This is a genomic window from Nonomuraea sp. NPDC049637, from assembly GCF_040675235.1.
Classification (GTDB): domain Bacteria; phylum Actinomycetota; class Actinomycetes; order Streptosporangiales; family Streptosporangiaceae; genus Nonomuraea.
The window spans coordinates 295,363-320,095 of the sequence record NZ_JBFAOM010000004.1; the positions used below are offsets into that span (position 1 = coordinate 295,363).

The following is a 24,733-nucleotide window of genomic DNA, read 5'->3' on the forward strand; positions in this document are numbered from 1 at the left end:
GGGAAAGGTTCCCCCAACCTCACCGCTGGATCCACACGGTGGTGTCCGGCGGGACCGAGCCGTCGGCCGTCAGCGGGCCGCTGGCCAGCAGCACCGTGCCGGGCACGACCGGCGCGACCGGGCGCTCGCCGGTGTTCAGCATCACGACCAGGCCCGGGTCGCGCTGGACGGCCAGCACGTCCTCGGGGGTCTCCAGCCAGCGCAGCGTGCCGCCGCCGAGCGCCGGGTGCTGCTTGCGCAGCCGGAGCGCGGCCCGGTAGAGGTTCAGCGTGGAGTCCGGGTCGTGCTCCTGGGCCTCGGCCGACAGCTGCGTCCACGACGGCGGGATCGGCAGCCACGGGTCGCGCCAGCCGCAGCCCGGCTCGCTCGTCCACGGGATCGGCACCCGGCAGCCGTCGCGGCTCTCGCCGGTGCGCCGGAACGCCGGGTCCTGGCGCAGCTCGTCGGGCAGGTCGAGGACCTCGGGCAGGCCCAGCTCCTCGCCGTTGTAGAGGTAGGCCGAGCCGGGCAGGGCCAGCATGAGCAGCGTCGCCGCGCGGGCGCGGGCCAGGCCGCCGTGCCGGGTGACGTGGCGCGGCTTGTCGTGGTTGGACAGCACCCAGGTGGTGGGCGCGCCGACCAGCTCGGCCTCGGCCAGCGACTTCTCGATCACCGTACGGAACGACTTGGCGTGGAAGTCGGCCATCATGAACTCGAAGTTGAACGCCTGGTGCAGCTCGTCCGGCCCGACGTAGCGGGCCAGCCGCTCGGGCGAGGACACCCACGCCTCGGCGACGGCCATCCGCCCGCCGGGGTAGGAGTCGAGGATCGGCCGCCACTCCCGGTAGATGTCGTGCACGCCGTCCTGGTCGAAGTAGGGCACCTGCTCGTCGCCCAGCATCTCGGCCTGGCGGCCCTCCTTCGGGCCCACGTCGGGCAGCCCCTCGGCCTTGACCATGCCGTGGGCGACGTCCACGCGGAAGCCGTCCACGCCCCGGTCCAGCCAGAAGCGCAGGACGTCGCGGAACTCGGCGCGCACCTCGGGGTTGTCCCAGTTGAGGTCGGGCTGCTCGGGCGCGAACAGGTGCAGGTACCACTGGCCGTCCTCGACCTGGGTCCAGGCCGGGCCGCCGAAGATCGACTCCCAGTCGTTGGGCCGGTCGCGGAAGATGTAACGGTCGCGCAGCCCGGCCTGGAACCAGGGGTGCCGGTCCGAGGAGTGGTTGGGGACCAGGTCCACGATCACCCGGATGCCGCGGTCGTGGGCCTCGGCGACCAGGGCGTCGAAGTCGGCCAGCGTGCCGAACATCGGGTCCACGTCCCGGTAGTCGGCCACGTCGTAGCCGCCGTCGGCCATGGGCGAGGTGTAGAAGGGGCTCAGCCAGATCGCGTCCACGCCCAGCCGCGCGAGGTGGCCCAGGCGTTCCCGCACGCCCTTCAGGTCGCCGGTGCCGTCGCCGTCGGCGTCGGCGAAGCTCCGGGGGTAGACCTGGTACACGACGGCGTCCCGCCACCAGTCGTCGTTGCCGATCATGGCTTTCCTTCCCCCGATGTCCGTGATGTCTGGTGCAGGATGTCGCGCGTCCTTGCGACAGGTCAAGTGCAAGTTTCGGAAAGTTGCAGATTCCCGGTACGCCCCTTATCGGAGGTGCGGCGAGGTCAGCGCGTCGCCGGTCGGATGTGGTTCCGGTAACGCTCTTTCGCAAGTTCTTCCAATTCTTGCAAAGAGCCGCTAACGTCCCGGAAACGTAAGCCGTGAACAGCGGCGGAAAACGATCTTCGGCGGCGGCGCACGCAGGCGTCGCCGCTCCTCCATGACCTCGGGAGGTCTCATGCGTGTACGGGTCCTGGGAGTGGCCGCCCTCTCCACCCTCGCGTTCGCCGCTACGGCTTGTGGTGACTCCGGCTCGACCGCCCCGTCGGCGCAGCCCAGCGGCTCGGCCTCGGCCTCGGCGTCGGCCTCGGCTCCGGCCCCGGCGGCGGGCGGCACGCTGGTCATCTGGGCCGACCCGAGCCGGGTCAAGCCGCTCAAGCCCTTCGCCGACCGGTTCGGCGCCGAGAACGGCGTGACCGTCGAGGTGAAGGAGATCAGCAAGGACAACCAGATGACCTTCCTGACCGCCTCCCAGCAGGGCAGCGGCCCGGACATCATGATCGGCGCGCACGACTGGATCGGCAACCTCGTCCAGAACGGCGCCATCGACCCCGTCACGCTGACCGACGAGCAGAAGGCGGCCTTCTCGGAGATCGCCATGAAGGCGGTCACCTTCAACGGCCAGGTGTACGGCGCCCCGTACGCGGTGGAGAACATCGCCCTGATCCGCAACACCAAGCTCGCCCCCGACGCCCCCGCCACGCTCGACGAGATGATCGCCAAGGGCAAGGAGCTGAAGAAGGCCGGCAAGGTCAAGGAGGTGCTCTGCCTGCCCGTCGGCGTCAAGGGCGACGCCTTCCACGCCTACCCGCTGTTCGCCTCCGCGGGCGGCGCGCTGTTCGGCCAGACCGCCTCCGGCGACCCCGACCCCAAGCAGGTGCTGCTCGGCTCCGAGGGCTCGGTCAAGGCGTTCGGCAAGCTGAAGGAGCTCGGCGAGAAGGGTGACGGCGCCCTGAAGACGTCCGTCACCAACGAGAACTACATCGTCAACTTCGCCGCCGGCAAGTGCGCCTACCTGGTCTCCGGCCCGTGGGCCATGAGCGAGGTCAAGAAGGGCGGCATCTCCTACGACATCACGCCCGTCCCGGCGTTCAAGGACGGCAAGCCGGCCACGCCGTTCGTCGGCGTCCAGTCGTTCTTCGTGGCCGCCAAGGGCAAGAGCAAGGCCCTGGCCCAGGAGTTCGTCGCCAACTACGTCACCAACAAGGACGTCGCCAAGGCCCTGTACGAGGCCGACCCGCGGCCCCCGGCGCTGACCGCCGCCCTCCAGGAGGTCCAGGCCGCCGACCCCGACGCCGCCAAGTTCATGGACGCCGGCAAGAGCGGCATGCCGATGCCCGCCATCCCCGAGATGGCCGCGATCTGGGAGCCGTTCGGCATCGCGGAGACCGCCGTGGTCAAGGGCGGCGACGCGGCCAAGGCCGCCGCGGCCGCGCAGAAGGCCATCGACGGCGCGCTCAAGAACTGACATGGCCCAGGACGTGCACGAGGCCGTGGGGACCACCGTGTCCCCGCGGCCTCGCCGGGAGCTCACCACGGCGTTCGTGGTGAGCAGGATCGCGGTGCTGGCCGTGGCCGCGGCGATCCTGCTCTACGCCGTGCCGCCGCTGGTCGCCGCGCAGTCGTGGGTCTCGCTCACGCTGCTGGGGCTGGCCGCCGCGGCCATCTCCTACCTGTACCTGACCCGCCGTTTCATCCCGGCCAAGTACCTCGTCCCCGGCACCGTCTTCCTGATCGCCTTCCAGGTGCTGCCCGTGCTCTACACGGTGACCACGGCGTTCACGAACTTCGGCGACGGGCACCGCGGCGACAAGGCCGACGCCGTCACCGCCATCGAGACCGGCTCGGTGCGCCAGGCCCCCGGCTCGCCCGAGTACGGCCTGACCGCCGCCCTGCGCGGCGACGAGCTGGTGTTCCTGCTGGTCGACCCCAAGACCAAGCAGGTGCGGCTGGGCACCGCCGAAGGGCTGACCCCGCTCGCCGGCGCCCAGGTCGGCCTCACCGGCAAGGTGCTGTCGGCGCCCGGCGTGACCGTGCTGAAGGCGCCCGAGGCGGCCGCCCGCGGCCAGGAGATCTCGGCGCTGTCCGTGCCGACGCCGGGCGGCGCGATCAAGGCCAACGGCCTGAGCCGGGCCGTGGAGGGCAAGGCCGCGCTGATCTACGACGCCGCCTGCGACTGCGTCAGGGGCAACGGCGACACCTGGACGGCCGACGAGGCCCAGGGCTACTTCGTCAACGCCAAGGGCGAGCACCTGGCCCAGGGCTGGCAGGCGAACGTCGGCCTGGACAACTTCGCACGTGTGCTGACCAACCCCACCATCTCCGGCTACTTCGTCGGCGTGCTGGGCTGGAACCTGGTGTTCGCGCTGGCCTCGGTGGCCGGCACGTTCGGGCTCGGCATGGCCGTGGCGCTGGCGCTGCACCACCCGCGCATGCGCGGCACGAAGATCTACCGGATCGCGCTGATCCTGCCCTACGCCATGCCGGCCTTCGCCATGCTGCTGGTCTGGCGCGACATGTTCAACCGCGACTTCGGCCTGATCAACCAGTTCTTCGGGCTGAGCGTCGACTGGCTCGGCGAGCCCGTCACCGCCCGCTTCGCGGTCATCCTGGTCAACCTGTGGCTCGGCTTCCCGTACATGTTCCTGGTCACCACCGGCGCGCTCCAGGCGATCCCGCGCGAGCTGACCGAGGCGGCCTCCATCGACGGCGCCACGCCGTGGAAGGCGTTCCGCCGGGTGACGCTGCCGCTGCTGCTGGTCGCGCTGACGCCGCTGCTGATCTCGTCGTTCGCGTTCAACTTCAACAACTTCAACGCCATCGCGCTCACCACCGACGGCGGGCCGTTCCCGGCCGAGAGCCCGCAGGTGGGGGCCACCGACCTGCTGATCACCTACACCTTCCGGCTGGCGTTCGGCGCGGGCGGGGCGCAGTTCGGGTTCGCGGCGGCGATCTCGGTGTTCATCTTCGCGATCGTGGCGGTCATCTCGGCCGTGGCCTTCCGCCGTACCCGCAAGCAGGAGGAGGTCTACGCATGAGGATCGCGCTCAGGCACGTGTTCGTGCTGGCGGTGTGCGCGTTCGCGCTGTTCCCGATCCTGTTCGTGGTCTCGGCCGCGATCAACCCGATGGGCACGCTGGCCTCCACCGACCTGGTGCCGTCGGGGGCGAGCCTGAACAACTTCGTCGACCTGCTCACCTCCGACGACTATCCGTTCGGCCGGTGGTTCTTCAACTCGGTGTTCATCGCGCTGGTCTCGTCGTTCGCGAGCCTGCTGCTGTCGATGCTGGCCGCCTACGCCTTCAGCCGCATGCGCTTCACCGGCCGCCGGGTCGGGCTGCTGGCGCTGCTGCTCATCCAGATGTTCCCGCAGTTCCTGGCCATCGTGACGATCTTCATGATCTTCACCAGGGTGACCGAGCTGTACCCGGCGTTCGGCTTCAACACCGTCTGGGGCCTGCTGCTGCTCTACCTGGGCGGCGCGCTGGGCGTGAACACCTGGCTGATGAAGGGCTTCCTCGACACCGTTCCCAAGGAGCTCGACGAGGCCGCCACCGTGGACGGCGCCACCCACGCGCAGATCTTCTGGCGGATCATCATGCCGCTGGTCACGCCGATCCTCGCGGTCACCGCGCTGCTGGCCTTCATCGGCATCATGAGCGAGTTCCTCATGGCCAACGTGTTCCTGCGCGACCCCGAGAGCAAGACCCTGGCCGTCGGCATGTACGGCATGATCGCCGGGGACCACCGCAACGCCAACTTCGGCATGTTCGCCGCCGCGACGTTGCTCACCGCCGTACCCACGGTGAGCGTGTTCCTATGGCTGCAGAAGTACATCGTCTCCGGCCTGACGGCCGGGGCTGTCAAGGGATAGGTCCATTGCGTCATGTCGGCGAGCCGCACCACGACGGCTCAGCTCTCTACGTCTCCATCCGGGAACCGGCGCTCGGCTCGCGGGTGACCCTCTGGCTGCGCGCCCCGCGCGCCGCCGGGATCACCGGGGTGCACGTGCGCACCGTCTGCGACGGCGAGCCCCGCTACGCCGAGGCCCGCGTCGACGAGTCCAGGACCGGCACGCCGGTCGCCGGCTACGGCGCGGACGACGTGTGGTGGCAGGCGGAGGTCACCGCCGTCAACCCGGTCACCCCGTACCGCTTCCTGCTGCACACCCGCCGCGGCCAGCTGTGGCTGACCGCGGCCGGCCCGGTCGGCCACGACGTGACCGACGCGAGCGACTTCCGCCTGGTCTGCCACCAGGCGCCGCCCTCGTGGATGTCGGACGCGATCGTCTACCAGATCTTCCCCGACCGCTTCGACCGCTCCGGCCCGATGCCGGACCTGCCCGACTGGGCGCTGCCGCGCGACTGGGACCGCGACCCGGTGATCCCCAGCGGCCCCGGCACCGCCCAGCAGTTCTACGGCGGCGACCTCGACGGCATCACCCGGCGCCTGGACCACATCCAGAGCCTCGGCGCCGACACCGTCTACCTGACGCCGATCTTCCCCGCCCGCTCCAACCACCGCTACGACGCCGCGAGCTTCGAGCACGTCGACCCGCTGCTCGGCGGCGACGAGGCCCTGCACCGGCTGTCCGGCGCGCTGCACGCCCGCGGCATGCGCCTGCTCGGCGACATCACCACCAACCACTGCGGCGACGCCCACGAATGGTTCACCGCCGCCGTCTCCGATGTGAACGCCCTCGAACGGGAGATGTTCTACTTCGACCCCGATACCGGCGACTACGAGTCGTGGTGGGGCGTCAAGTCGCTGCCCAAGCTCAACTGGGGCAGCGAGCTGGTGCGCTCCAGCATGCGCGCGGTGCTGAAGAAGTGGCTCGGCCCCCTGGACGGCTGGCGCGTGGACGTCGCCAACATGACCGCCAGGCTCGGCGCCGACGACCGCAACCACGAGGTCGCCGCCATGCTGCGCCGGCAGCTCGGTCCCGAGGCCGCCTTCATCGCCGAGCACAACCACGACGCCTCGCTCGACCTCGACCGCGACGGCTGGCACGGCACCATGAACTACGGCGGCTTCACCCGCCCGGTCTGGGCCTGGCTGCGCGGCCCCGACCTGGACCTGCCGCACTTCCTCGGCGTGCCGGGCGGCGTGCCCGAGCGCGACGGCACCGACACCGTGGCCACCTTCAGGTCCTTCGCCTCGCACATGTCCTGGCGCTCGCTCACGCACTCCTGGCAGCTCCTGGACTCCCACGACTCGCCGCGCATCCGCACGGTGACCGGCTCGCGCGAACGCCACCTGCTGGCCCTCGGCCTGCAGGCCACGCTGCCCGGCACGCCTATGGTCTTCGCCGGCAGCGAGTTCGGCCTGACCGGGATCAACGGGGAGCACTCGCGCACCCCCATGCCCTGGAACCGGCCGCACGACCAGGACCCGGCGACCCTGTCGGCCTACCGCGAGCTGCTCGGGCTGCGCCGCGCCGAGCCCGCGCTGCGTCACGGAGGGTTGCGCTGGCTGCATTCCGACGCCGACTGCCTGGTCTTCGCGCGCGAGACCTTCGAGGAGTCGCTGCTGGTGGCCGTCCGCCGGGCACCCGGGGCCGCGCTGCCCATCGGGGCGCAGGCCCAGGGCGTCCACAATGCCCAGGACGGAGACGTGATCCCGGGGGACGGTCCTTCGGTGAGTGTGTGGCGCATCACACGCTGATCACGCTACGGTATGGCCTGGCCCCGTACCGTCTTCAACTGGATAGTGGTGTGCCCGCATGAGGTTGCTCTCCGTAGCCGTCGCAGCATCGCTCCTTACCGCCGTACCGACCGCCGCGGAAGCAAGGGCGGCCACCACCTACTACGTCGACTCCAGGGCCGGCGACGACTCCGCCGCCGGCACCAGCCCCGACAAGCCGTGGAAGTCGCTGGAGAAGGTCAGCTCCACCGACCTCAAGCCGGGTGACGTCGTCAGCCTCAAGCGGGGCGGCAGCTTCACCGGCCCGCTCCGGCTCACCGCGAGCGGCACCGCCGCCCGGCCCATCGTCATCCGCTCCCACGGCACCGGCGCCCTGCCCCGCATCAGCGGCGACGAGCGCGACTGCGTGGTCGTCAAGGGCGCCTACTGGCAGATCAGCGGCCTGCGCGCCACCGGTTGCCGGTTCGCCGGGTTCCAGCTCGGCGGCCACCACATCGAGCTGAGCGGCGTCGCGGCCGACGGCAACGTCGCGGGCGTTTGGGTCACGCCGTCCGGCTCGCACAACACCGTCCGCGACAGCACGCTCACCGCCAACAACCGCATGAGCGTCGACGACGAGGGCGGCGACAACGACTCCGGCGCCTTCGGCGTGCTGCTCAACGGCGACGACAACCTGGTGACCCGCAACACCATCACCGGCAGCTACGCCAGGAGCCACGACTACGGCACCGACGGCTCCGCCGTCGAGATCTTCAACGGCGACCGCAACCGCATCACCTACAACCACGCGCGCGACAACGAGACCTTCACCGAGCTCGGCGCGCAGAAGGGCAAGACCGCCACCGGCAACGTCTTCGCCTTCAACGTCGTCACCTCCGGCCGCAGCCGCGGCTCCTTCCTCATCACCCGCGGGCCCGGCCACGTCGTGGGCCCGGTCAAGGGCACGATCGCCGTCCAGAACTCGGTCTACCTGCCGGCCAAGGACACCATCGGCTGGTCCTGCCACGACGGCTGCGGCCCCTCCATCCTCCGGCTGCGCAACAACGTGATCGCGGTCGGCGGCGAGGCCGGCTGGGCCGACGGCAAGGGCGTCGACGACGGCGGCAGCGTCTACTACGGCCGCAAGCTCACCTTCAAGCTCGGGCCGAAGTCGGTCAGGGCCGACCCGCTGTTCCTCTCCCGCACCGACCTTCGCCTGCGTCCGGGCTCCCCGGCGCTGGGCCGCGGCCTGCCGCTGTCGCCCGCCTGGTACGGCGGCACCGCCCTCGGCAAGGACATGCTGGGCCGGCCGCTGTCCGCCGCACCTGACGCCGGTGCCTACCAGCGGTAGCGGTGTAGCCTACGGGGCATGGTCCCGGATCTTCGCCTGCCGCTGGTCAAGCAGCTCGCCGAGGCCGACGCGCCCCACCGCTTCTGGCACACCGCCGACCCGGGCGGGCGCGTCTGGCTGTTCGAGAGCGTCGAGGGCGACGGCGAACACTGGGCGATCAGGCAGATCGAGGTCGGCGCCGACCGGGTCGCCCACCGCTACTGGTGGGGCCGGCTCCAGGACGATCACGGCTTCCTCACCGACCAGCCGCTGGAGATCTGGGAGCTGACCGAGATCACCCAGGCGGCGTTCGAGGCCGTCTGGGCCGCCGCCTGAGCCTCAGCCCGCGTTCTCCAGAACGAGCGCGTTGGCCAGGCCGCCCGCCTCGCACATGGTCTGCAGGGCGTAGCGGGCGCCGCGCGTGCGCATGGCGTGCACGAGCGTGGTGGTGATGCGCGCGCCGCTGGCGCCGAGCGGGTGACCGAGGGCGATGGCGCCGCCGTTGACGTTGACCTTCGCCGGGTCGGCCCCCGTCTCCTGCAGCCAGGCCAGCACGACGCTGGCGAAGGCCTCGTTGACTTCGAACAGGTCGATGTCGGACAGCGCGAGCCCGGCTCGGCGCAGCACCTTCTCCGTGGCCGGGATCACGCCGGTGAGCATGAGCAGCGGGTCGGAGCCCGTGACGGCGAAGCTGTGCAGCCGGGCCAGCGGGCGCAGGCCGAGCCGCGCGGCGGTCTCGGAGCTGGTGATCAGGACGGCCGCCGCGCCGTCGTTGATCGGGCTGGCGTTGCCCGCGGTGACCGACCAGGAGATCTGCGGGAAACGCCCGGCGTAGCCTGGGTCGGCGTAGGCGGGCCGTAGCCCGGCCAGGATCTCAGGCGTGGTGGCGGGCCGGATCGACTCGTCGCGGTCCAGGCCGGCGATCGGGACGAGCTCGGCGCCGAAGTCGGCGGCGGCGGCCTTGGCGTGGGAGGCGGCGGCGAAGACGTCCATCTGCTCGCGGCTCAGCGACCACTTGGCGGCGATCAGCTCGGCGCTGATGCCCTGCGGGACCAGCCCCCCGGGGAAACGCGCGGCCACCGAGGGCCCGAACGGGTCGGCGCCCGGCGGCACGTTCGACCACATGGGCACCCGGCTCATCGACTCCACGCCGCAGGCCACGACCAGGTCGTACGCGCCGGACATGACGCCCTGCGCGGCGAAGTGCACGGCCTGCTGGGACGAGCCGCACTGCCGGTCGACCGTGACCGCGGGCACCGAGTCGGGGAAGCCGGCGGCCAGCCAGGCGTAGCGGGTGGTGTTCATGGCCTGCTCGCCCACCTGGTCGACGCAGCCGCCGATCACGTCGTCGACCAGTGACGGGTCCACGCCGCTGCGCTCGATCAGCGCGCGCAGGGCGTGGGCGAGCAGGTCGACGGGGTGCGTCCCGTGCAGCCCGCCGCCGGGTTTGCCCTTGCCGATCGGGGTGCGTACGGCTTGCACGATGACGGCGTCGCGCATCGCGGCCTCCTGTCCGTTGGAAATTCCAACTCACTCTAACGCGAGCGGGTTGGACTTTCCAACGCAGGCGTCATCGTGCGGCCAGGCCGTTGATGATCATGTGCAGGGCGACGTCGAAGCTGCGCTCGACCTCCTCCGGCTCGCCGCTCAGGTGCCCCTGCGTCTCGGCGAAGACGAACCCCGAGACGAACGCGTGCAGCACCTCGCTCGTCCGCCGCAGCTCCTCCTCGGGCACCCCGGAGGCGCGCAGGATGCGGTAGAGCGCCTGCCACAGCGGCAGCCGCCGGTCCTCGCTGAACTCGGGATGGTTGTGCAGGTAGGACCACATGGCCGGATGTTGCCGGGCGTGCCGGTGGTAGGCCAGGGCCAGGGCACGGAGCTGGTCCTGCCAGGGGGTGCCGTCGTCGGGCGGCAGCGGCAGCCGGGAGCTGACCGTCTCGCAGATGCGGGCCAGCAGCGCCTCCTTGCTCGCGACGTGGTGGTAGACCGACATGGGGTTGACGTCGAGCTCGGCGGCCAGTTTCCGCATCGACAACCCCTCGACGCCGGCCTCGTCGATCAGGCGAAGCGCCGTGGAACAGATCTCGTCAAGGCTCAGGGGAGCTCCCCTGCGTGCGCTCACTGCCATACAGCGTATGGTAGCGTCAGCCATACGGTGTATGGCTACCCGAAGGGAGCACTCATGAGGCGTATCCCCGCCCCGCAGGGCCTGCCGATCCTGGGCAACACGCTGCAGATCCCGGCCGACTCGCCGGTGGAGCACTTCGTCAAGGTCGCCGAGCGGTACGAGGAGGGCATCTTCCGGCTGGAGGTCGCCGGCCGCACGATCGTGCTGGTCTACGACCCCGACCTGGTCGCGGAGGTGTGCGACGAGAGCAGGTTCGTCAAGCGCATCAAGCCGCCGCTGTCGATCGTGCGCGACTTCGGCGGCGACGGCCTGTTCACCGCCGAGCCGGACGAGCCGGTGTGGGGGCAGGCGCACCGCATCCTGCTGCCCGCCTTCAGCCAGCGTTCGATGAAGGCGTACTACCCGCAGATGCTGGAGGTCGCCGAGCAGCTCGTCGCCTCGTGGGCCGGCCGCCAGGGGCAGGACCTGCCCGTGGCCGACGACATGACCCGGCTCACGCTGGACACGATCTCGCTGACCGGCTTCGGCTTCCGGTTCGACTCCTTCGCCTCGCCCGAGCTGCACCCGTTCCTGAAGGCCATGGGCGGCGCGCTGACCGAGGCCATGCTGCGCAACCAGCAGCTCCCGCTCGTCACCAAGCTCAAGCGCGGCCACGAGGACGCCTACCGCCGCGACATCGAGACCATGCGCGCCCTGGTGGACGACGTGATCAAGCAGCGCCGCGCCGAGGGAACGGGCGACGCCAAGGACCTGCTCGGCCTCATGCTGGCGGCCGCCGACCCGCAGACCGGCGGCCGCCTGTCCGACGAGAACATCCGCAACCAGGTGCTCACCTTCCTCATCGCCGGGCACGAGACCACCAGCGGCCTGCTCTCCTTCGCCCTGTACAACCTGCTGCGCGACCCGCACACCCTGGCCAGGGCCTACGACGAGGTCGACCGCCTGCTGCCCGGCGACGAGCCGCCCAGCTACGAGACGATCATGAAGCTCGACGTCATCCCCCGGATCCTGGAGGAGACGCTGCGGATCTGGTCGCCGATCCCCGCCTTCGCCGTCAGCGCCGTCGAGGCCACCACCATCGGCGGGTACGAGATCGAGGCCGACCAGAGCGTCGCCGTGCTGCTGCCGTCGCTGCACCGCCACCCCAAGGCGTGGGAGCGGCCGGCGGAGTTCGACATCGACCGCTGGCTGCCGGAGAACAAGAAGGCCCACCACCCGGCGGCGTACAAGCCGTTCGGCAACGGCGAGCGGGCCTGCATCGGCCGCCAGTTCGCGCTGACCGAGGCCCGGCTCGCCCTGGCCATGATCCTGCGCCGCTTCGCCGTCTCCGACCCCGACGCCTACCGGATGAAGATCAAGCAGACGCTGACCATCAAGCCCGACGGGTTCACCCTGCGGGTGCGCGAGCGCCGCGCCCACGAGCGCACCGCGCCCGCCGCCGACGTGCAGGCCGCCGGGGAGAGCGAGCGGCACGACCTCGCGGTCACCGGCGTGCCGCTCACCGTCGCCTACGGCTCCAACCTGGGCACCGCCGCCGACATCGCCGAGCGGCTGGCCGAGCGGGCCGGCCGGTCCGGCTTCGCCACCACCCTGACCACCCTGGACGACCTGACGCCGCCGTCGCAGGGGCTGCTCGTCGTGGTCGCCTCCTCCTACAACGGCAAGGCGCCCGACAACGCGCAGCGCTTCGACGCCCTGGAGGAGCTGCCCGACCTGTCGGGCGTGCGCCTGGCGGTGCTCGGCTGCGGCAACTCCCAGTGGCCGACGTACCAGGCCTTCCCGCGCCGGGCCGGCGAGAAGCTGACCGCCGCCGGGGCGGTGCCGCTCGTCGAGCGCGGCGAGGCCGACGCCGACGGCGACTTCGACGGCGACGTCTCGGCGTGGACGGCCCGGCTGTGGGCGGCGCTGGCCGAGGAGTACAGCGCCCCGGCGGGCGCGGCCGGCCCGCGCTACGAGATGGAGGTGCTCGGCGAGAGCGAGGTGAGGCCGGCCGTCGTCTCCGAGCGGGCCGTGCCGATGACCGTCGTGTCCAACGAGGAGCTGACCGGCGACCCCACCGGGCTGTGGGACTTCTCCGCCGAGGCCCCGAGGCCCGGCGTGCACTCCATCGTGGCCCGCCTGCCCGAGGGCGTCACCTACACGGCGGGCGACCATGTCGCCGTCTTCGCCAAGAACGACCCCGAGCTGGTCGAGTGGGCCCTGCGCTGCCTGCGGGTGCCGCGCGAGCAGGTGGTGCGGCTGCGCGCCGCCGGCGCCACCCACCTGCCCGTGGACACGCCGGTGACGGCCGGCCTGCTGCTGACCGAGTTCGCCGAGCTGCAGGAGGTGGCCACCAGGGCCGACCTGGAGGCCCTGGCCGCGCACACCGGCTGCCCCTGGACGCGCGGCCAGCTCGCCGAGCTGACCGCGAACTACGCCGACGAGATCCTGGCCAAGCGGGTCTCGCCGCTGGCCCTGCTGGAGCGTTTCCCGGCCGTCGAACTGCCGCTGCCGGTGTTCCTGGAGATGGCCGGGCCGATCCGGCCGCGCTACTACTCGGTCTCCTCCTCGCCGCTGGCCGATCCGGGCCTGGTGCGGCTCACCGTCGGGCTGGTCGAGGGGCCCGCCTGGTCCGGCAGCGGCACCTACCAGGGCATGTGCTCGGCGTACCTGGCCGGGCTGCGGCCCGGTGAGGTGTTCTACGGGTACGTACGCGTGCCCGCGCCGCCGTTCCGGCTGCCCGCCGATCCGGCCACACCGGTGATCCTGGTCGGCCCCGGCACGGGGTTCGCGCCCCTGCGCGGCTTCCTGGAGGAGCGGGCGCTGAGCGGAGCGGGCGGCCGGGCCGAGGTGTTCACCGGCTGCCGCCACCCCGACCACGACTGGCTGTACCGGGACGAGGTGACCGCCTGGGCCGCCCGCGAGGAGGTGAACGTGCACACCGCGTTCTCGGCCGTGGCCGGGCACCCGTACCGGTACGTCCAGGACGCCGTGGCCGATCACGCGGAGGAGGTGTGGGCGCTGCTGGAGCAGGGCGCGTACGTGTACGTCTGCGGCGACGGCCTGCGCATGGCCCCGGCGGTGCGCCAGGCGCTGCTGGACGTGCACCGGCGGCACACCGGCGGGGACGGCGGGGACGGCGCGGCCTGGCTGGCCGCCCTGGAGGCGGACGGCCGCTACCAGCAGGACGTGTTCGCCTGATCCGCCCTGCCTGCTTCCCGCCTGATCCCCGCCTGATCCCCACGTGCGGGGATCGGTCTGCCTGATCCTTGAACGATCCTTGGTCGTTTTTGGGAAAACACCTGCTCAAACCGCCATCCAGGTTCGACAATCCGGACTTACCGCCGGATCCTGGGATATAAGCGCAGCATGCGCGACATATCCGTGGAACGTGCGCGAAACCTGTCTACGGCACTGTGAGAGCCTCTGGGAAGGGGGCGGCCAATGCTGCTGCGACTGAGGGTGTCCCTGCCGGACCGGCCGGGCGGCCTTGGCCAGGTCGCGAAGGCGCTGGGGACGCTCGGCGCCGACATCCTGCAGGTCACCGTGCTGGAACGGGAGACCGGCCGGGCGGTGGACGACTTCATCGTGTCCTGGCCGGGCCCGGTCAGCGCGACGGAGGTCTGCGAGCGGCTCTCGGCGACGCCGGGCGTACGCGTCGAGGGCGTCTGGCCCACCCGTGACGTGCCCGGCTCCGCCCCCGACTACGACCTGCTCATGCACGTGGCGACCGAGCCGGCCCGCGGGCTGGCCACGCTGGTGGACGCCCTGCCCGCGCTGTGCGGCGCCGAGTGGTCGGTCGCGGTCGAGGACGGAGCCGTGCGGCACGCCTCGATGGCCGCGCCCGAGGTGGTGAACCTGCCCGACCCGCCGCCGCGCGCGATCACCCTGGACTCGGCGGACCTGCGGCTGATGTTGCTGCCCCTCGTCCCGCAGGGCATGCACGTCGTCGTCGCGCGGGCCGGCGGCCCGGTCTTCCACCGGGCCGAGCTGGAACGCGCGGTCCGCATCGTGGACGTCGTCGCCAAGCTGGCCGCCGGCGCCCCCGGACGATTGACCGGCCAAACATCAGACGAATAACGTGAGCCTCGACCGTCCCTCCCGCGCAGAGGACCTGAGGCCATGGATTTCGAGCTGACCGACGAGCAGAAGGCCTTCCGCGAGACCCTGCGCGCCTTCGTGGAGAAGGAGATCCTGCCCGTGGCCACCGAGTGGGAGCACTCGGGCCGCTACCCCACCGAGATCGTCGAGAAGATGAAGCAGATGGGGCTGTTCGGGCTGACCGTCCCCGAGGAGTACGGCGGCCTCGGCGCCGACATGGTCTCCTTCGCGCTGGTCTTCGAGGAGATCGCGCGCGGCTGGATGGGCGTGGCGGGCACGATCGGCTCCCACTCGCTGGCCTGCTGGATGATCGCCAAACACGGCACCGACGAGCAGAAACGCCTCCACCTCGCCGACCTGGCCGCGGGCGTCCGGCGTACCGCCATCGCGCTCACCGAGCCCGGCGCCGGCACCGACCTGCAGGGCATCCAGACCCGCGCGGTGCGCGACGGCGACCACTACGTGGTGACCGGCACCAAGACGTGGATCACCAACGCCCGGCACGCCGACCCGCTGCCCGTCCTGGTCAAGACCTCGGTCACCGAGCCCGCCCACAAGGGCATGTCGGTGCTGCTCGTCGATCCGGCCGCGCCCGGCTTCGGCGTCAGCCGCGACCTGCCCAAGCTCGGCTACAAGGGCACTGAGACCTGCGAGGTCGTGCTCGACGAGGTGCGCGTGCCGGTCTCGGCGCTGCTCGGGGGCGTCGAAGGACGCGGCATGCAGCAGGTGCTGGGCGGGCTGGAGATCGGCCGGGTCAACATCGCCGCCCGCGCGGTCGGCGTCGCGCAGGCGGCCTACGACGCCGCCCTGGAGTACGCGCGCGAGCGCACCGCGTTCGGGCAGCCCATCGCCGACTTCCAGGCCATCCAGCTCAAGCTCGCCGACCTGGCCACCGAGATCCAGGCCGCCCGGCTGCTCACGTACTGGGCCGCCGCCCAGGCGGACGGCGGCAAGCGGGTGGACATGGAGGCGGGCATGGCCAAGTACTTCGCCTCCGAGGTGGCGCTCAAGGCGTCGCTGGAGGCGATGCGCATCCACGGCGGCTACGGCTACTCCCAGGAGTTCGTGGTCGAACGGCTCTACCGGGACGCGCCGCTGATGGCGATCGGCGAGGGCACCAACGACGTGCAGCGGCTGGTGATCGCCCGCGCCCTCGTCTCCGGCAAGGGCCGGGTGGGCTGGTAGCTAGTCGTGCCGGGGCAGCCCCGAGACCTCGTGGTCGGCATGGGACAGCGCCTCGGCGATGAGCGCCCGCACGTGCCCGTCGCGGGCGCGGTAGAGCACCCGGCGGCCGTCCCTGCGGGTGTCCACCAGGCCGGCCAGCCGGAGCTTGGCCAGGTGCTGCGAGACCGACGGGCGCGCCGCGCCGACCGCCTCGGCCAGGGAGTTGACGTCCAGCTCGCCGGCTGACAGTTCCCACATCAGCCGGAGCCGGGTGGCGTCGCCGAGCATGCGGAAGGCGTCCACGGCGGCGTTGACCTGGGCGGGAGTGGGTTGCTCCTGCGAGTGGTCCGCACCTGAGACGTTGTCGCGTGCGTACATGACTACATATCCTGGCCGGAGCGGACGAGCTGCGCAAGCGAAGGGGTGCTCATGTCTGACTCCGATACCCATCCGCACGGCCACGGCCACGGCCACGGCCACGGCCACCGTCACGGTCACGGGAATGGTCACGGCCACGGGCACGGGCACGGTCACGGGCCGGGGGAGCGGCGGGGGGTCAGGGCGCTGGCCGCCAAGGTCGCGCACGTGTTAACGCCGCACAGCCACGACAGCGCCGCCAGGACCGACAGCGCCCTGGAGTCCAGCAGCCGGGGCATGCGCGTGCTGGCCGTGTCCTTCGCCGTCCTCATGCTCACCGCCGTGGTCCAGGCGGTGATCGTCGTGGCGTCGGGATCGGTCGCGCTGCTCGGCGACACCCTGCACAACCTGGCCGACGCGCTGACCGCCGTCCCGCTGGCCATCGCGTTCTCGCTCGGCCGCCGCGCCGCCACCCGCCGCTTCACCTACGGCTACGGCAGGGCCGAGGACCTCGCGGGCATCGCCATCGTCGTGCTCATCGCCGCCTCGGCCGCGCTCGCCGGGTACGAGGCCGTCCGGCGGCTGGTCGAGCCCCAGGACGTCCGGGCGCTCGGCTGGGTCGCCGCCGCCGCGCTGGCCGGGTTCGTCGGCAACGAGTGGGTGGCGCGCTACCGCATCACCGTGGGCCGCCAGATCGGCTCGGCCGCGCTCGTGGCCGACGGCCTGCACGCCAGGACCGACGGCTTCACCTCCCTCGCCGTGCTCCTCGGCGCGGGCGGCGCGGCACTCGGGTTCCCGATCGCCGACCCGGTCGTGGGCCTGCTGATCACGGTCGCCATCTGCTTCGTCCTGCGCGACGCCGCCCGCGAGATCTACCACCGCCTCATGGACGCCGTCGACCCCGCCCTGGTGGACGAGGCCGAGCGCATCCTGGCCGGCGTCCCCGGCGTCGAGCGCGTCGGCTCTGTGCGCCTGCGCTGGCTCGGCCACGCCCTGCACGCCGAGGTCGAGATCCTGGTCGACCACGCCATGTCGGTCGTGGACGCGCACGCCGTGGCGGTCGAGGCCGAGCACCGCCTCATCCACGACCTGCCGCGCCTGCGCGCCGCCACCGTCCACACCGACCCCTGCGGCCCCGACGGGGCCGACCACCACGCGTCCCTGGCGACCCACCGCATCACCTAGCCCGCTGCGGGTAAGTTGGGGCGGGTGCCGACCGCCGCGTCCTCCCACCCGACCACGCCAGGCGCGCCGTCCTGGCTCGCCTGGCTCGACGCGCTGCGCGGCATCGGCGCGCTCGCGGTGGTCGCCGAGCACCTGCTGCCGTGGTTCCTGCCCGCGCTGCGGCCCTACTGGTTCAGCCTCGGCGTCTACGGCATCCTGGTGTTCTTCCTGGTCAGCGGGTACATCATCCCGACTTCGCTGGAACGGCACGGCGACGTGCGGGCCTTCTGGGCCAGCCGCGCCTTCCGCCTCTACCCCCTCTACCTGGCCGTGATCGCGCTGGTGCTGGCCGCGTCCTGGTGGGTGCCGGTGCGCGAGGGCGTGCCGCGCGACGGCAGCGCGGTCGCGGCCCACGCGACCATGCTGCTCGACGTCGTGAGCGTGGGCGGCGTGGCCGACACGATGTGGACGCTGTCGTACGAGATGGTGTTCTACCTGCTGGTCACGGCGCTGTTCCTGGTCAGGGCGCACGAGCGCAGCGGGCTGGTGTCCGTCCTGTTCGCCGGGGCGTCCGTGGCGGTGGGGCTGGTGGTGTCGGGGGCGGTCCTGCGCGGCGGATGGCCGGCGTACGTGTCGTGCGCGGTGTTCGGCGCCGGGCTCGCCTGCGTGGTCGGCGGCTGGTTCCGCCGGACCGCCGCGTGCGTGCTCGGGCTGATGGCGCTGGCGTTGCTGCTGCTGAGCAGCCGGGTGCCGTGGCTGGGCGCGGCCGTGGTCGCGGTCATGTTCGCCGGCACGGCGATCCACCGGTGGGAGCGCGGGCGCGGCGGCCTGTGGCCGGTCGCGGTGACGGCGGCGCTGGTCGCCGTGGCTCCGGTGTGGGCGATCGAGAGCGGCTGGTGGTGGGTCGAGGCCGACGTGTGGCTGACCACGATCGCGCTGGCGGCGGCCACCTTCGCGGGCGCGATGGCGCTGCGCGGGCGGCGGCTGCCCGCCGCGCTCACCTGGCTCGGGCTGATCAGCTACTCGCTCTACCTGGTGCACCATCCGCTGCTGAAGTACTTCGTGGAGGTCACCGGCGACCTGCGCCGGGCGCCGCTGCCGTACCAGCTCGCGATGGCCGGGCTGGCCCTGGTGCTGATCCTGGCCGTCAGCGCGCTCTCCTACCGCTACGTCGAGCGCCCCATGCAGGCGCTGGGCCGGCGGCTCTCCCGGCGGTCCGCCGCCGCGGGCGCCGCGCCGCGCGCGATCCCCGTCACGGGCGCCCCGGCCGCGGGCGGCCAGGGCGACGGCTCGGGGCGCACCGCGTAGGCCGGCACGATCCGGTCGCCGGGCTCGTGCCGCCGGCTCGTGGAGGGCAAGATGGGGTGCGGGTCATCGGCGCGGACCCTGCCGGGCCGTCGCGCGGCCTCCTCGGCGCTCTCGCCGGGCCCGGGGCCGGTCAGGGCGCATGCCGGGGCCCCCGCGGTCGCCGGCGGGTGGGAGAGGGGCCGAGGTCATGCCGGGTTCACTGGTGCTCATGGGGTCGGGGGAGACGAGCCCGACCATGGTCGAGGTCCACCGGGCGGTGGCCCGCGGGCTGCGCGCGGGAGCCCGTGCCGTGCTGCTCGACACGCCCTACGCCTTCCAGGAGAACGCCGCCGACATCTCCGCCCGCGCCCGCCGCTACTTCGCCCGCAGCGTCGGGCTGGAGGTCGAGCCGGCCACCGGGATCGTGGGCGCGGACTGGGTGTTCTCGGGGCCGGGCAGCCCCACGTACGCGCTCGACCGGTGGGCCGCCTCCGGCGTGGCCGGCGACCTGCGCGCCCGGGTGCGCTCCCGGCAGGGGGTGACCGTGCTCGCCTCGGCCGCCGCCTGCACCGCGGGCCTGGCCACCGTGCCCGTCTACGAGATCTACAAGGTGGGCGCCGACCCTCACTGGCGCGAGGGCATCGGCCTGCTGGCGCCGCTGGGCCTGCGGGCCGTGCTGATCCCGCACTTCGACAACGCCGAGGGCGGCAGCCACGACACCCGCTACTGCTACCTGGGCGAGCGGCGGCTGTCGCGGATGGAGCGGGAGCTGCCGCCGGAGACCGCCGTCCTGGGGCTCGACGAGCACACGGCGCTGATCATCAACCTGGAGTCGGAGGCGGTGGAGGTGGCGGGGCGCGGCGGCCTGACCGTACGGCGTCCGGGGGCGGTGACCGTCCTGCCGGCCGGGACCCGTACGAGCCTGGCCGTCATCCGCGACCTGGCGGCGGGCGCCACGACCGGGACGGTCCCGCCGCCCCGGCCCGCCCCCGCCGTGGGCCCTGCCGTCACGCTGGAGGAGACGATCCGCTCCTGCGAGCGGCTGTTCGAGGACGCGGTCGGCAGGCCGGACCTGGTGGCGGCGGCGCGGCTCGTGCTCGACCTGGAGGCGGAGATCGTCACCTGGGCGGCCGACACCGAGGAGGACGCCGGCGGGGTCGACCAGGCCCGGGAGCTCATGCGGCTGCTGATCGCCCGGCTGGGCGAGGTCGCCGCGACCGCCGGCCTGCGCGCCCTGGTCGAACCCCTGCTCGAGCTGCGCGCGCAGCTGCGGCGGGAGGGGCGGTACGAGATCGCGGACGCGCTGCGCGCGGCGATGGCGCGCGGCGGCGTGACCGTGGAGGACACCCCGGCCGGTCCGCGCTGGAGCCCGGCGACGGTCTAGAACGTCATGGCGACGCGTTGGGCGGCGGTCTGGAAGGTCCTGCCGACGCGGCGGGCGGCGGTCTGGAAGGTTCGGGCGACGCGGCGGGCGGCGGTCTAGAAGGTCCGGGCGACGCGCCGGGCGTGTTCGTCGGCCTGCTTGCGTTCGGCGTCGTAGGAGCCGGTGAGCGTGGGGTGGTGGCGGATCTCCTGGACGTCGGCGATGCCCGTCCAGCGCAGCCAGTCGCCGAAGAACGTGGACTGGAAGTCGGCGCCGAACTCCGGGCCGAGCCCCGGCCCCCACACCGCGCTGGTGTAGACGACGGCCGCGCGCTTGCCGGTCAGCAGCGCGCGGTACCCCGTCTCCGGGTGCACGTCGAAGATCATCGCGGGCTGGCTGACCACGTCGATGAACTGCTTGAGCTTGTACGGCACGCCCGCGTTCCACATCGGCACGCTGAACAGGTAGCGGTCGTAGGCGTCGAAGCGCTCGAACGTCCTGACCGCCGCGGCCCAGGCCTCGGCCTCCTCGCCCGCGGGGGTGCCGCCGCCGAACACCGTCATCTTGGCGCGGGCGGCGGCGGGGCCGAACTCGGGCAGGGTGCCGTCCCAGAGGTCGAACCGGTCCACGGTGTGGCCGGGGTGGGTGGCGAGGTACTCCTGGACGAACGTCTCGGCGATGGCGGCGGAGATCGACTCCGTGCCGCGGGGCGAGGCGGAGATGTGCAGCAACCTGGACATGGCGAACACCTTTCTGGACTATGGTCCGCTTAGTGCCGCCAACAATACGGACCGAAGTCCGCTTGGTCAAGGCTCGATCAGGCACGGCCGACGTGCCCGCTTCTGCGTGGGCCTTCGTCGTCGTCGTGGCGGGCACGTGGGGCGCATCGAGGCGTTGACGTCCTGCGCCGCAGGTCAGCGCGACGTAAGCCCTTCGCGCCCCTGTCCCTCCGCTGGGTCCCCCGCCGCGCCTGGACGGGCGCGAGCGGCTGGGAGGGAACCCCCGCATTCCGAGGGCGTGTTCATCCCGTGGCAGGCGCGGCTGTGGCTCGCGCCGGAGGGCCCGACCGTGATCATGCTGATCGACGGCACGAAGAGCATCCGCCGCATGGTCCCGCTCTCGGGCGCGCACTGCTCGATCGTGCCGGCTGTCCAAGCGCGAAAGTCCGATGTCGCACCACGAAGCGTCCACACAGCCGCTGCGTCTGTCCGGTTTCGGCGGCGACATTGGAGCGCCGTACTGCGATCTGATTTCGGCGGCGGCACGAGCCAGAAGGTGCGGCAACTGGGTGGCATTCGACCGCCGCCCTCGGGGGCCTGACTCAGGACGCATACCAGCGTGAGGGCCGCTCGGCCTGCGGCCGGGTGCCCCTCACGCTGTGGCAGGGGTTTCAGTCCTTCTGCCTCTTCTTCTTCGCCCCGAGAACGGCGCCGCGGATTCCCCCGGCGATCCCGCCGAGATGGGCACCGACCGCCATGCCCGTCAGGCCGCCGTCGGCGCCGGCCAAGCCGCCGAGGATGATGCCGGCGGTGGCCCCCCTGTCCGCCCCCTTCACGGCGCCCTTCAGCCCGCCGTCTGGCGTGTCGCGGATGATCTGTTCTTCGACCTTATCGATCGCCCTCTCGATGCTGCCCTTCTTGGCCATGAGCCCTCCCGTGTCGCGGAGCCAAGCTCTCCCTACAAGCAGTAGGCGGCCCGTCGGCCCGGAAGTCAACGCGGGCGGGTCGGTGTCCTGCGCTGGGCCCGGCGTGGCCGGAGCGCCTCGTGATCGTGCGCCCAGGCACTACCGTCGCTTGTACTGCCAGACCTGGTTGACACGGTTGTTGGCCCATTGGGTGGGACTGAAGCAGTCCCATATCTGTAGAGGCGCATTAGGCGGCGGCCAGTTGGGATACGACCCGTTTTCGACGTCGAGGCATCTTCCGCTGCTGACGCTTACCAGGCGTCTGAAACCCTTGTGGGGGCCGCTGTAGAATTCATCGGTCACCCACTGCTGATTGGGGCCTCCGTGACAGCCCCAGAGGACGACGGGTGTGCCGTTGCCTGTACCGCCGTTCGCGACGTCCAGACATTTCGTGCCGTTCTGGCCGGTCCATTTGATGAGGTCGGCGTTGGCTCCGCTGGGCGGGGACTCGAAGAAGAAGGCGTGGTAGTTTCCGCCGACCTTGGCGCCCAGTCGTATGCGTGAGCCGAGGGTGCATTCAGGGTTCTCAAGGTTGTAGTGACAGGTGTTCGGTATGTCGACGAAGAGCTGCCCTTCTGTGATCGGGTTGGTGATCCAGGTGTCGGGACCTCGAACACGATGGCTGTCCGTGTTCGCGGACGCGGGCGGCAGCACGGCGAGAAGCAGGAATGATGCGGTGATCGCGTGTAGACAGGTCTTGGGTTTCGGCATGGCGATTCCCCCTGGCGCTCTTGTCGCAGAGGCGAGCTCTGAATACGGGAGCGCAAATAAGCCTATCGCGGGATCCTTCGGGCTCTGCCAAGGCGTATTCAACGTCTCGCCAATTACCTTGTTCGGGAGAAGTGGGCAGTTTGAGTCTCAGCCGCTTCGCTTCGTCGACTTCAGCTTTACGTGGCGCGGCCGAAAGGAAGTTCCTTTGCTGGCACGGCACGCATCTGTCGCTTGTGCCCATCTGACTCCGCGCCATTGGACAACGTCGACATTGACATTGCGGAGCAGTTCGGAACGGGCGCCTGGAAATTCCCGCCCGGCGTCGCTGAGGTGTTCGACGACCACGTACCCGCCAGCATGCCCCACTACGACGCGATCCAGGCCCTCGTGGCCGGGATGACCGACTGGCTTGTCCCGGCCACCGGTCTGGTTGCACCGGCCGCGCCGACGTTCGCCCAGCTCGGCCTGTTCGCCGCGACGACATGACCGCCCGGCTCCGGTTGCTGTCACACGGGCGCGACCGCGAGCAGCGAACCGGCCGGCACCTGCATGCCGTCGCCGGGCCAAAGGGTATCCATGTGCCTGCGCTCGACCGGCCTGCCGGCGAGCACAGCCAGGCGTCCGGTTGCGCCCACCGGTCGCGGGCGACGGTGGGCGAGGCGTCAGGAGTGGTTTCGCGGCGAGCCTGGAGGTGCGCGCCAGGGGTCAGCGGCGGGGCGGGTCGATGCGGGCGCCGTCCAGAGTGAAGATCATGAGACGGGACAGATCCACCGCGACCTTCGCCGCGTCCCCCGCCCGCCACATCGGCCGGTTGCCCAGCCGGACGATCAGGTCGGAGCGGCGGTGGAAGCCGCTGCCCACGTTCTGGCCGACCTGCTCCTGCTCCTCGTGCTCCTGCGCGCGCTGCGAGAAGAGCCGCCGCACCATCCCCGTCAGCCCGCCCGCGCCGCTGCGCTCGCCGTTGAGGCGGGCGCGCGGGTCCGGCGGCTCGGGCACCGGCACGGCCGGCATGCCGCACTCCAAGTACGCCAGCCACTCGTGCCCGTGGTACTCCAGCGCCCGCACCCGCCCGTAGAAGGACGGCCCGTCGTAGGACTCCGGCACCGGCGCCAGCCCGTCAGGACGCATGCCGACCAGCACCTGCCCGCCCGTGTGCTGAGAGATCGCGTACGCCCTGGGATCGCTCCAGGGCATCGTGAGCCGGTGCGGGCCGAAGTCGAGCATGACATACTGGTTCTGCGGCGTTCTGACACCGGCCGCCAACAGGTTCAACTGCTGAGAGTTGAGGAAGGCCGCCACGAACGCCGTCGCTGGATCGTTGTAAATCTGGGCCGGAGTGCCGACGTCCTGCAGGACACCGCGATTCAGGATCGCGATCCGGTCGGCCAGGGTGAGCGCCTCGACCTGGTCGTGCGTGACGTAGATCGTGGTGACCCCGAGCGACCTGACCAGCGCGGAGATCTCCATCCGCAGTTCGGTGCGCATGCCGGCGTCGAGGTTCGACAGCGGCTCGTCCATGAGGAACAACTTCGGCTGCCGGACGATCGCCCGGCCCATCGCCACGCGCTGCCGCTGGCCGCCCGACAGGGTGCCGGGGCGGCGGTCGAGCGTCTCGTCGATGTGCAGCGCCTTCGACAGCTCGGTGACGCGGTCGCGCACCATCGCCGGGTCCGACTTGGCGATCTCCAGGGGGAAGGCGATGTTCCCGCGCACGGTCCGGTGGGGGTAGAGGGCGCCGTTCTGGAACACCATGGCCACGTCGCGGTCGCGCGGGGGCAGGTGGTTGGCGAGCTGGCCGTCCAGCCAGAGATCGCCTTCCGTGATCTCCTCCAGGCCGGCGATCATCCGCAACAGCGTGGACTTGCCGCAACCGGAAGGGCCGAGGAGGACGAGGAACTCGCCATCCTCGGCCTGCAGGCTCAGCCGGTCGACTGCCAGGTAGTCGCCCGGATACACCTTGGTCACTTTGTCGAGAACGACCGAGCTCATGGGCCCACACCTTGCGCGCGTGTCACCTGTGACGAGGCTGATTGAAGAGGTAGTACATCGCGCCTTAACACTGGATGTCCACCCTTGACATAAAGAATCTCATCCGCAGTGGTTTCGGCCAGGGGTTTTAGGCGTCCGTATACCCATAAATCCGGATGCGAGGTGCATGGAAGGGCTTGCGTAAACTTGCGGCAAGGGCTTTCATGGTGCGGGCAACCCGG

At 71.5% G+C, this 24,733-nt stretch carries 21 protein-coding genes; 13 read left to right on the forward strand and 8 right to left on the reverse strand.

From position 1 onward, the window contains the following. Positions 1-19 precede the first annotated feature (19 nt). The gene (locus AB0J71_RS08210) at positions 20-1,513 is read right to left on the reverse strand and encodes a glycoside hydrolase family 13 protein (protein WP_364413374.1); all 1,494 of its coding nucleotides are present in this window, start codon (positions 1,511-1,513) and stop codon (positions 20-22) included. A 298-nt stretch (positions 1,514-1,811) separates the two neighbouring features. Between AB0J71_RS08210 and AB0J71_RS08215 the strand changes: the two genes are divergently transcribed. Genes AB0J71_RS08215 through AB0J71_RS08240 form a run of 6 tightly spaced genes read left to right on the forward strand, consistent with a single transcriptional unit; the run spans position 1,812 to position 8,921 of the window. Further along, positions 1,812-3,101: a maltose ABC transporter substrate-binding protein gene (locus AB0J71_RS08215; protein ID WP_352327951.1), complete on the forward strand. Its 1,290-nt coding sequence runs from the start codon at positions 1,812-1,814 to the stop codon at positions 3,099-3,101. Between the two features lies 1 nt (position 3,102). Then, positions 3,103-4,671, forward strand: coding sequence for an ABC transporter permease subunit (locus AB0J71_RS08220; RefSeq protein WP_352327950.1), 1,569 nt, complete (start codon positions 3,103-3,105; stop codon positions 4,669-4,671). Beyond that, a complete protein-coding gene (locus AB0J71_RS08225) occupies positions 4,668-5,507 on the forward strand; it encodes a sugar ABC transporter permease (RefSeq protein WP_364413376.1) in 840 nt (279 codons plus the stop codon). Before AB0J71_RS08220 ends, AB0J71_RS08225 begins: the two co-directional genes overlap by 4 nt. A gap of 5 nt (positions 5,508-5,512) precedes the next feature. Continuing rightward, entirely contained in the window at positions 5,513-7,297 is a 1,785-nt protein-coding gene (locus tag AB0J71_RS08230) for a glycoside hydrolase family 13 protein (protein ID WP_364413378.1), read from the forward strand. A 58-nt stretch (positions 7,298-7,355) separates the two neighbouring features. Then, a complete protein-coding gene (locus AB0J71_RS08235) occupies positions 7,356-8,606 on the forward strand; it encodes a right-handed parallel beta-helix repeat-containing protein (protein ID WP_364413380.1) in 1,251 nt (416 codons plus the stop codon). Positions 8,607-8,624: 18 nt separating this feature from the next. After that, the gene (locus tag AB0J71_RS08240) at positions 8,625-8,921 is read left to right on the forward strand and encodes a hypothetical protein (RefSeq protein ID WP_352326743.1); all 297 of its coding nucleotides are present in this window, start codon (positions 8,625-8,627) and stop codon (positions 8,919-8,921) included. A gap of 3 nt (positions 8,922-8,924) precedes the next feature. On the opposite strand, the gene AB0J71_RS08245 is transcribed toward AB0J71_RS08240, so the two are convergent. Together AB0J71_RS08245 and AB0J71_RS08250 are read right to left on the reverse strand one after the other, a co-directional pair. Beyond that, positions 8,925-10,085 (reverse strand): thiolase family protein, encoded by a 1,161-nt coding sequence (locus AB0J71_RS08245; RefSeq protein ID WP_364413382.1) that lies wholly within the window; start codon positions 10,083-10,085, stop codon positions 8,925-8,927. A gap of 70 nt (positions 10,086-10,155) precedes the next feature. Further along, entirely contained in the window at positions 10,156-10,713 is a 558-nt protein-coding gene (locus tag AB0J71_RS08250; protein ID WP_352326747.1) for a WHG domain-containing protein, read from the reverse strand. Positions 10,714-10,767: 54 nt separating this feature from the next. Between AB0J71_RS08250 and AB0J71_RS08255 the strand changes: the two genes are divergently transcribed. From AB0J71_RS08255 to AB0J71_RS08265, 3 genes are all read left to right on the forward strand, one after another. Then, complete coding sequence (locus AB0J71_RS08255; RefSeq protein WP_364413384.1) at positions 10,768-13,893, forward strand: cytochrome P450; 3,126 nt, start codon at positions 10,768-10,770, stop codon at positions 13,891-13,893. A gap of 243 nt (positions 13,894-14,136) precedes the next feature. Further along, positions 14,137-14,772: an amino acid-binding protein gene (locus AB0J71_RS08260; protein ID WP_352326751.1), complete on the forward strand. Its 636-nt coding sequence runs from the start codon at positions 14,137-14,139 to the stop codon at positions 14,770-14,772. 42 nt (positions 14,773-14,814) lie between these two features. Beyond that, positions 14,815-15,978 (forward strand): acyl-CoA dehydrogenase family protein, encoded by a 1,164-nt coding sequence (locus AB0J71_RS08265; RefSeq protein ID WP_352326753.1) that lies wholly within the window; start codon positions 14,815-14,817, stop codon positions 15,976-15,978. On the opposite strand, the gene AB0J71_RS08270 is transcribed toward AB0J71_RS08265, so the two are convergent. Continuing rightward, positions 15,979-16,335: a metalloregulator ArsR/SmtB family transcription factor gene (locus AB0J71_RS08270; protein ID WP_352326755.1), complete on the reverse strand. Its 357-nt coding sequence runs from the start codon at positions 16,333-16,335 to the stop codon at positions 15,979-15,981. Between the two features lie 51 nt (positions 16,336-16,386). Between AB0J71_RS08270 and AB0J71_RS08275 the strand changes: the two genes are divergently transcribed. From AB0J71_RS08275 to AB0J71_RS08285, 3 genes are all read left to right on the forward strand, one after another. Beyond that, positions 16,387-17,499 carry a cation diffusion facilitator family transporter gene (locus AB0J71_RS08275; protein ID WP_364413386.1) on the forward strand — a complete coding sequence of 371 codons (1,113 nt, stop codon included), beginning with the start codon at positions 16,387-16,389 and terminating at the stop codon, positions 17,497-17,499. 24 nt (positions 17,500-17,523) lie between these two features. Continuing rightward, the gene (locus AB0J71_RS08280) at positions 17,524-18,786 is read left to right on the forward strand and encodes an acyltransferase (protein ID WP_364413388.1); all 1,263 of its coding nucleotides are present in this window, start codon (positions 17,524-17,526) and stop codon (positions 18,784-18,786) included. Between the two features lie 187 nt (positions 18,787-18,973). Beyond that, positions 18,974-20,149 (forward strand): hypothetical protein, encoded by a 1,176-nt coding sequence (locus AB0J71_RS08285; RefSeq protein WP_364413390.1) that lies wholly within the window; start codon positions 18,974-18,976, stop codon positions 20,147-20,149. 95 nt (positions 20,150-20,244) lie between these two features. Here AB0J71_RS08285 and AB0J71_RS08290 read toward each other — a convergent pair whose 3' ends face one another. The 3 genes from AB0J71_RS08290 to AB0J71_RS08300 form a co-directional block, all read right to left on the reverse strand. Further along, complete coding sequence (locus AB0J71_RS08290; protein ID WP_364389735.1) at positions 20,245-20,868, reverse strand: NAD(P)H-dependent oxidoreductase; 624 nt, start codon at positions 20,866-20,868, stop codon at positions 20,245-20,247. A gap of 650 nt (positions 20,869-21,518) precedes the next feature. Continuing rightward, a complete protein-coding gene (locus AB0J71_RS08295) occupies positions 21,519-21,773 on the reverse strand; it encodes a hypothetical protein (protein WP_364413392.1) in 255 nt (84 codons plus the stop codon). Between the two features lie 138 nt (positions 21,774-21,911). Continuing rightward, positions 21,912-22,523 carry an RICIN domain-containing protein gene (locus tag AB0J71_RS08300; protein WP_364413394.1) on the reverse strand — a complete coding sequence of 204 codons (612 nt, stop codon included), beginning with the start codon at positions 22,521-22,523 and terminating at the stop codon, positions 21,912-21,914. A gap of 255 nt (positions 22,524-22,778) precedes the next feature. On the opposite strand from AB0J71_RS08300, the gene AB0J71_RS08305 reads away from it, so the two are divergent. Further along, positions 22,779-23,009, forward strand: coding sequence for a hypothetical protein (locus AB0J71_RS08305; protein ID WP_364413396.1), 231 nt, complete (start codon positions 22,779-22,781; stop codon positions 23,007-23,009). Between the two features lie 219 nt (positions 23,010-23,228). Here the strand turns inward: AB0J71_RS08305 and AB0J71_RS08310 are convergent, their stop codons facing one another. Further along, positions 23,229-24,512, reverse strand: coding sequence for an ATP-binding cassette domain-containing protein (locus tag AB0J71_RS08310; protein ID WP_352328471.1), 1,284 nt, complete (start codon positions 24,510-24,512; stop codon positions 23,229-23,231). Positions 24,513-24,733: the final 221 nt, after the last annotated feature.

What these genes read in the sequence shown, in the direction of transcription:
- AB0J71_RS08260 (WP_352326751.1), top strand. Translation starts at nt 14,137, where the DNA reads ATGCTGCTGCGACTGAGGGTGTCCCTGCCGGACCGGCCGGGCGGCCTT.
- AB0J71_RS08250 (WP_352326747.1), bottom strand. Translation starts at nt 10,713, where the DNA reads ATGGCAGTGAGCGCACGCAGGGGAGCTCCCCTGAGCCTTGACGAGATC.
- AB0J71_RS08225 (WP_364413376.1), top strand. Translation starts at nt 4,668, where the DNA reads ATGAGGATCGCGCTCAGGCACGTGTTCGTGCTGGCGGTGTGCGCGTTC.
- AB0J71_RS08210 (WP_364413374.1), bottom strand. Translation starts at nt 1,513, where the DNA reads ATGATCGGCAACGACGACTGGTGGCGGGACGCCGTCGTGTACCAGGTC.
- AB0J71_RS08235 (WP_364413380.1), top strand. Translation starts at nt 7,356, where the DNA reads ATGAGGTTGCTCTCCGTAGCCGTCGCAGCATCGCTCCTTACCGCCGTA.
- AB0J71_RS08255 (WP_364413384.1), top strand. Translation starts at nt 10,768, where the DNA reads ATGAGGCGTATCCCCGCCCCGCAGGGCCTGCCGATCCTGGGCAACACG.
- AB0J71_RS08220 (WP_352327950.1), top strand. Translation starts at nt 3,103, where the DNA reads ATGGCCCAGGACGTGCACGAGGCCGTGGGGACCACCGTGTCCCCGCGG.
- AB0J71_RS08285 (WP_364413390.1), top strand. Translation starts at nt 18,974, where the DNA reads ATGCCGGGTTCACTGGTGCTCATGGGGTCGGGGGAGACGAGCCCGACC.
- AB0J71_RS08300 (WP_364413394.1), bottom strand. Translation starts at nt 22,523, where the DNA reads ATGCCGAAACCCAAGACCTGTCTACACGCGATCACCGCATCATTCCTG.
- AB0J71_RS08310 (WP_352328471.1), bottom strand. Translation starts at nt 24,512, where the DNA reads ATGAGCTCGGTCGTTCTCGACAAAGTGACCAAGGTGTATCCGGGCGAC.
- AB0J71_RS08245 (WP_364413382.1), bottom strand. Translation starts at nt 10,085, where the DNA reads ATGCGCGACGCCGTCATCGTGCAAGCCGTACGCACCCCGATCGGCAAG.
- AB0J71_RS08215 (WP_352327951.1), top strand. Translation starts at nt 1,812, where the DNA reads ATGCGTGTACGGGTCCTGGGAGTGGCCGCCCTCTCCACCCTCGCGTTC.
- AB0J71_RS08265 (WP_352326753.1), top strand. Translation starts at nt 14,815, where the DNA reads ATGGATTTCGAGCTGACCGACGAGCAGAAGGCCTTCCGCGAGACCCTG.
- AB0J71_RS08295 (WP_364413392.1), bottom strand. Translation starts at nt 21,773, where the DNA reads ATGGCCAAGAAGGGCAGCATCGAGAGGGCGATCGATAAGGTCGAAGAA.
- AB0J71_RS08290 (WP_364389735.1), bottom strand. Translation starts at nt 20,868, where the DNA reads ATGTCCAGGTTGCTGCACATCTCCGCCTCGCCCCGCGGCACGGAGTCG.
- AB0J71_RS08240 (WP_352326743.1), top strand. Translation starts at nt 8,625, where the DNA reads ATGGTCCCGGATCTTCGCCTGCCGCTGGTCAAGCAGCTCGCCGAGGCC.
- AB0J71_RS08275 (WP_364413386.1), top strand. Translation starts at nt 16,387, where the DNA reads ATGTCTGACTCCGATACCCATCCGCACGGCCACGGCCACGGCCACGGC.
- AB0J71_RS08270 (WP_352326755.1), bottom strand. Translation starts at nt 16,335, where the DNA reads ATGTACGCACGCGACAACGTCTCAGGTGCGGACCACTCGCAGGAGCAA.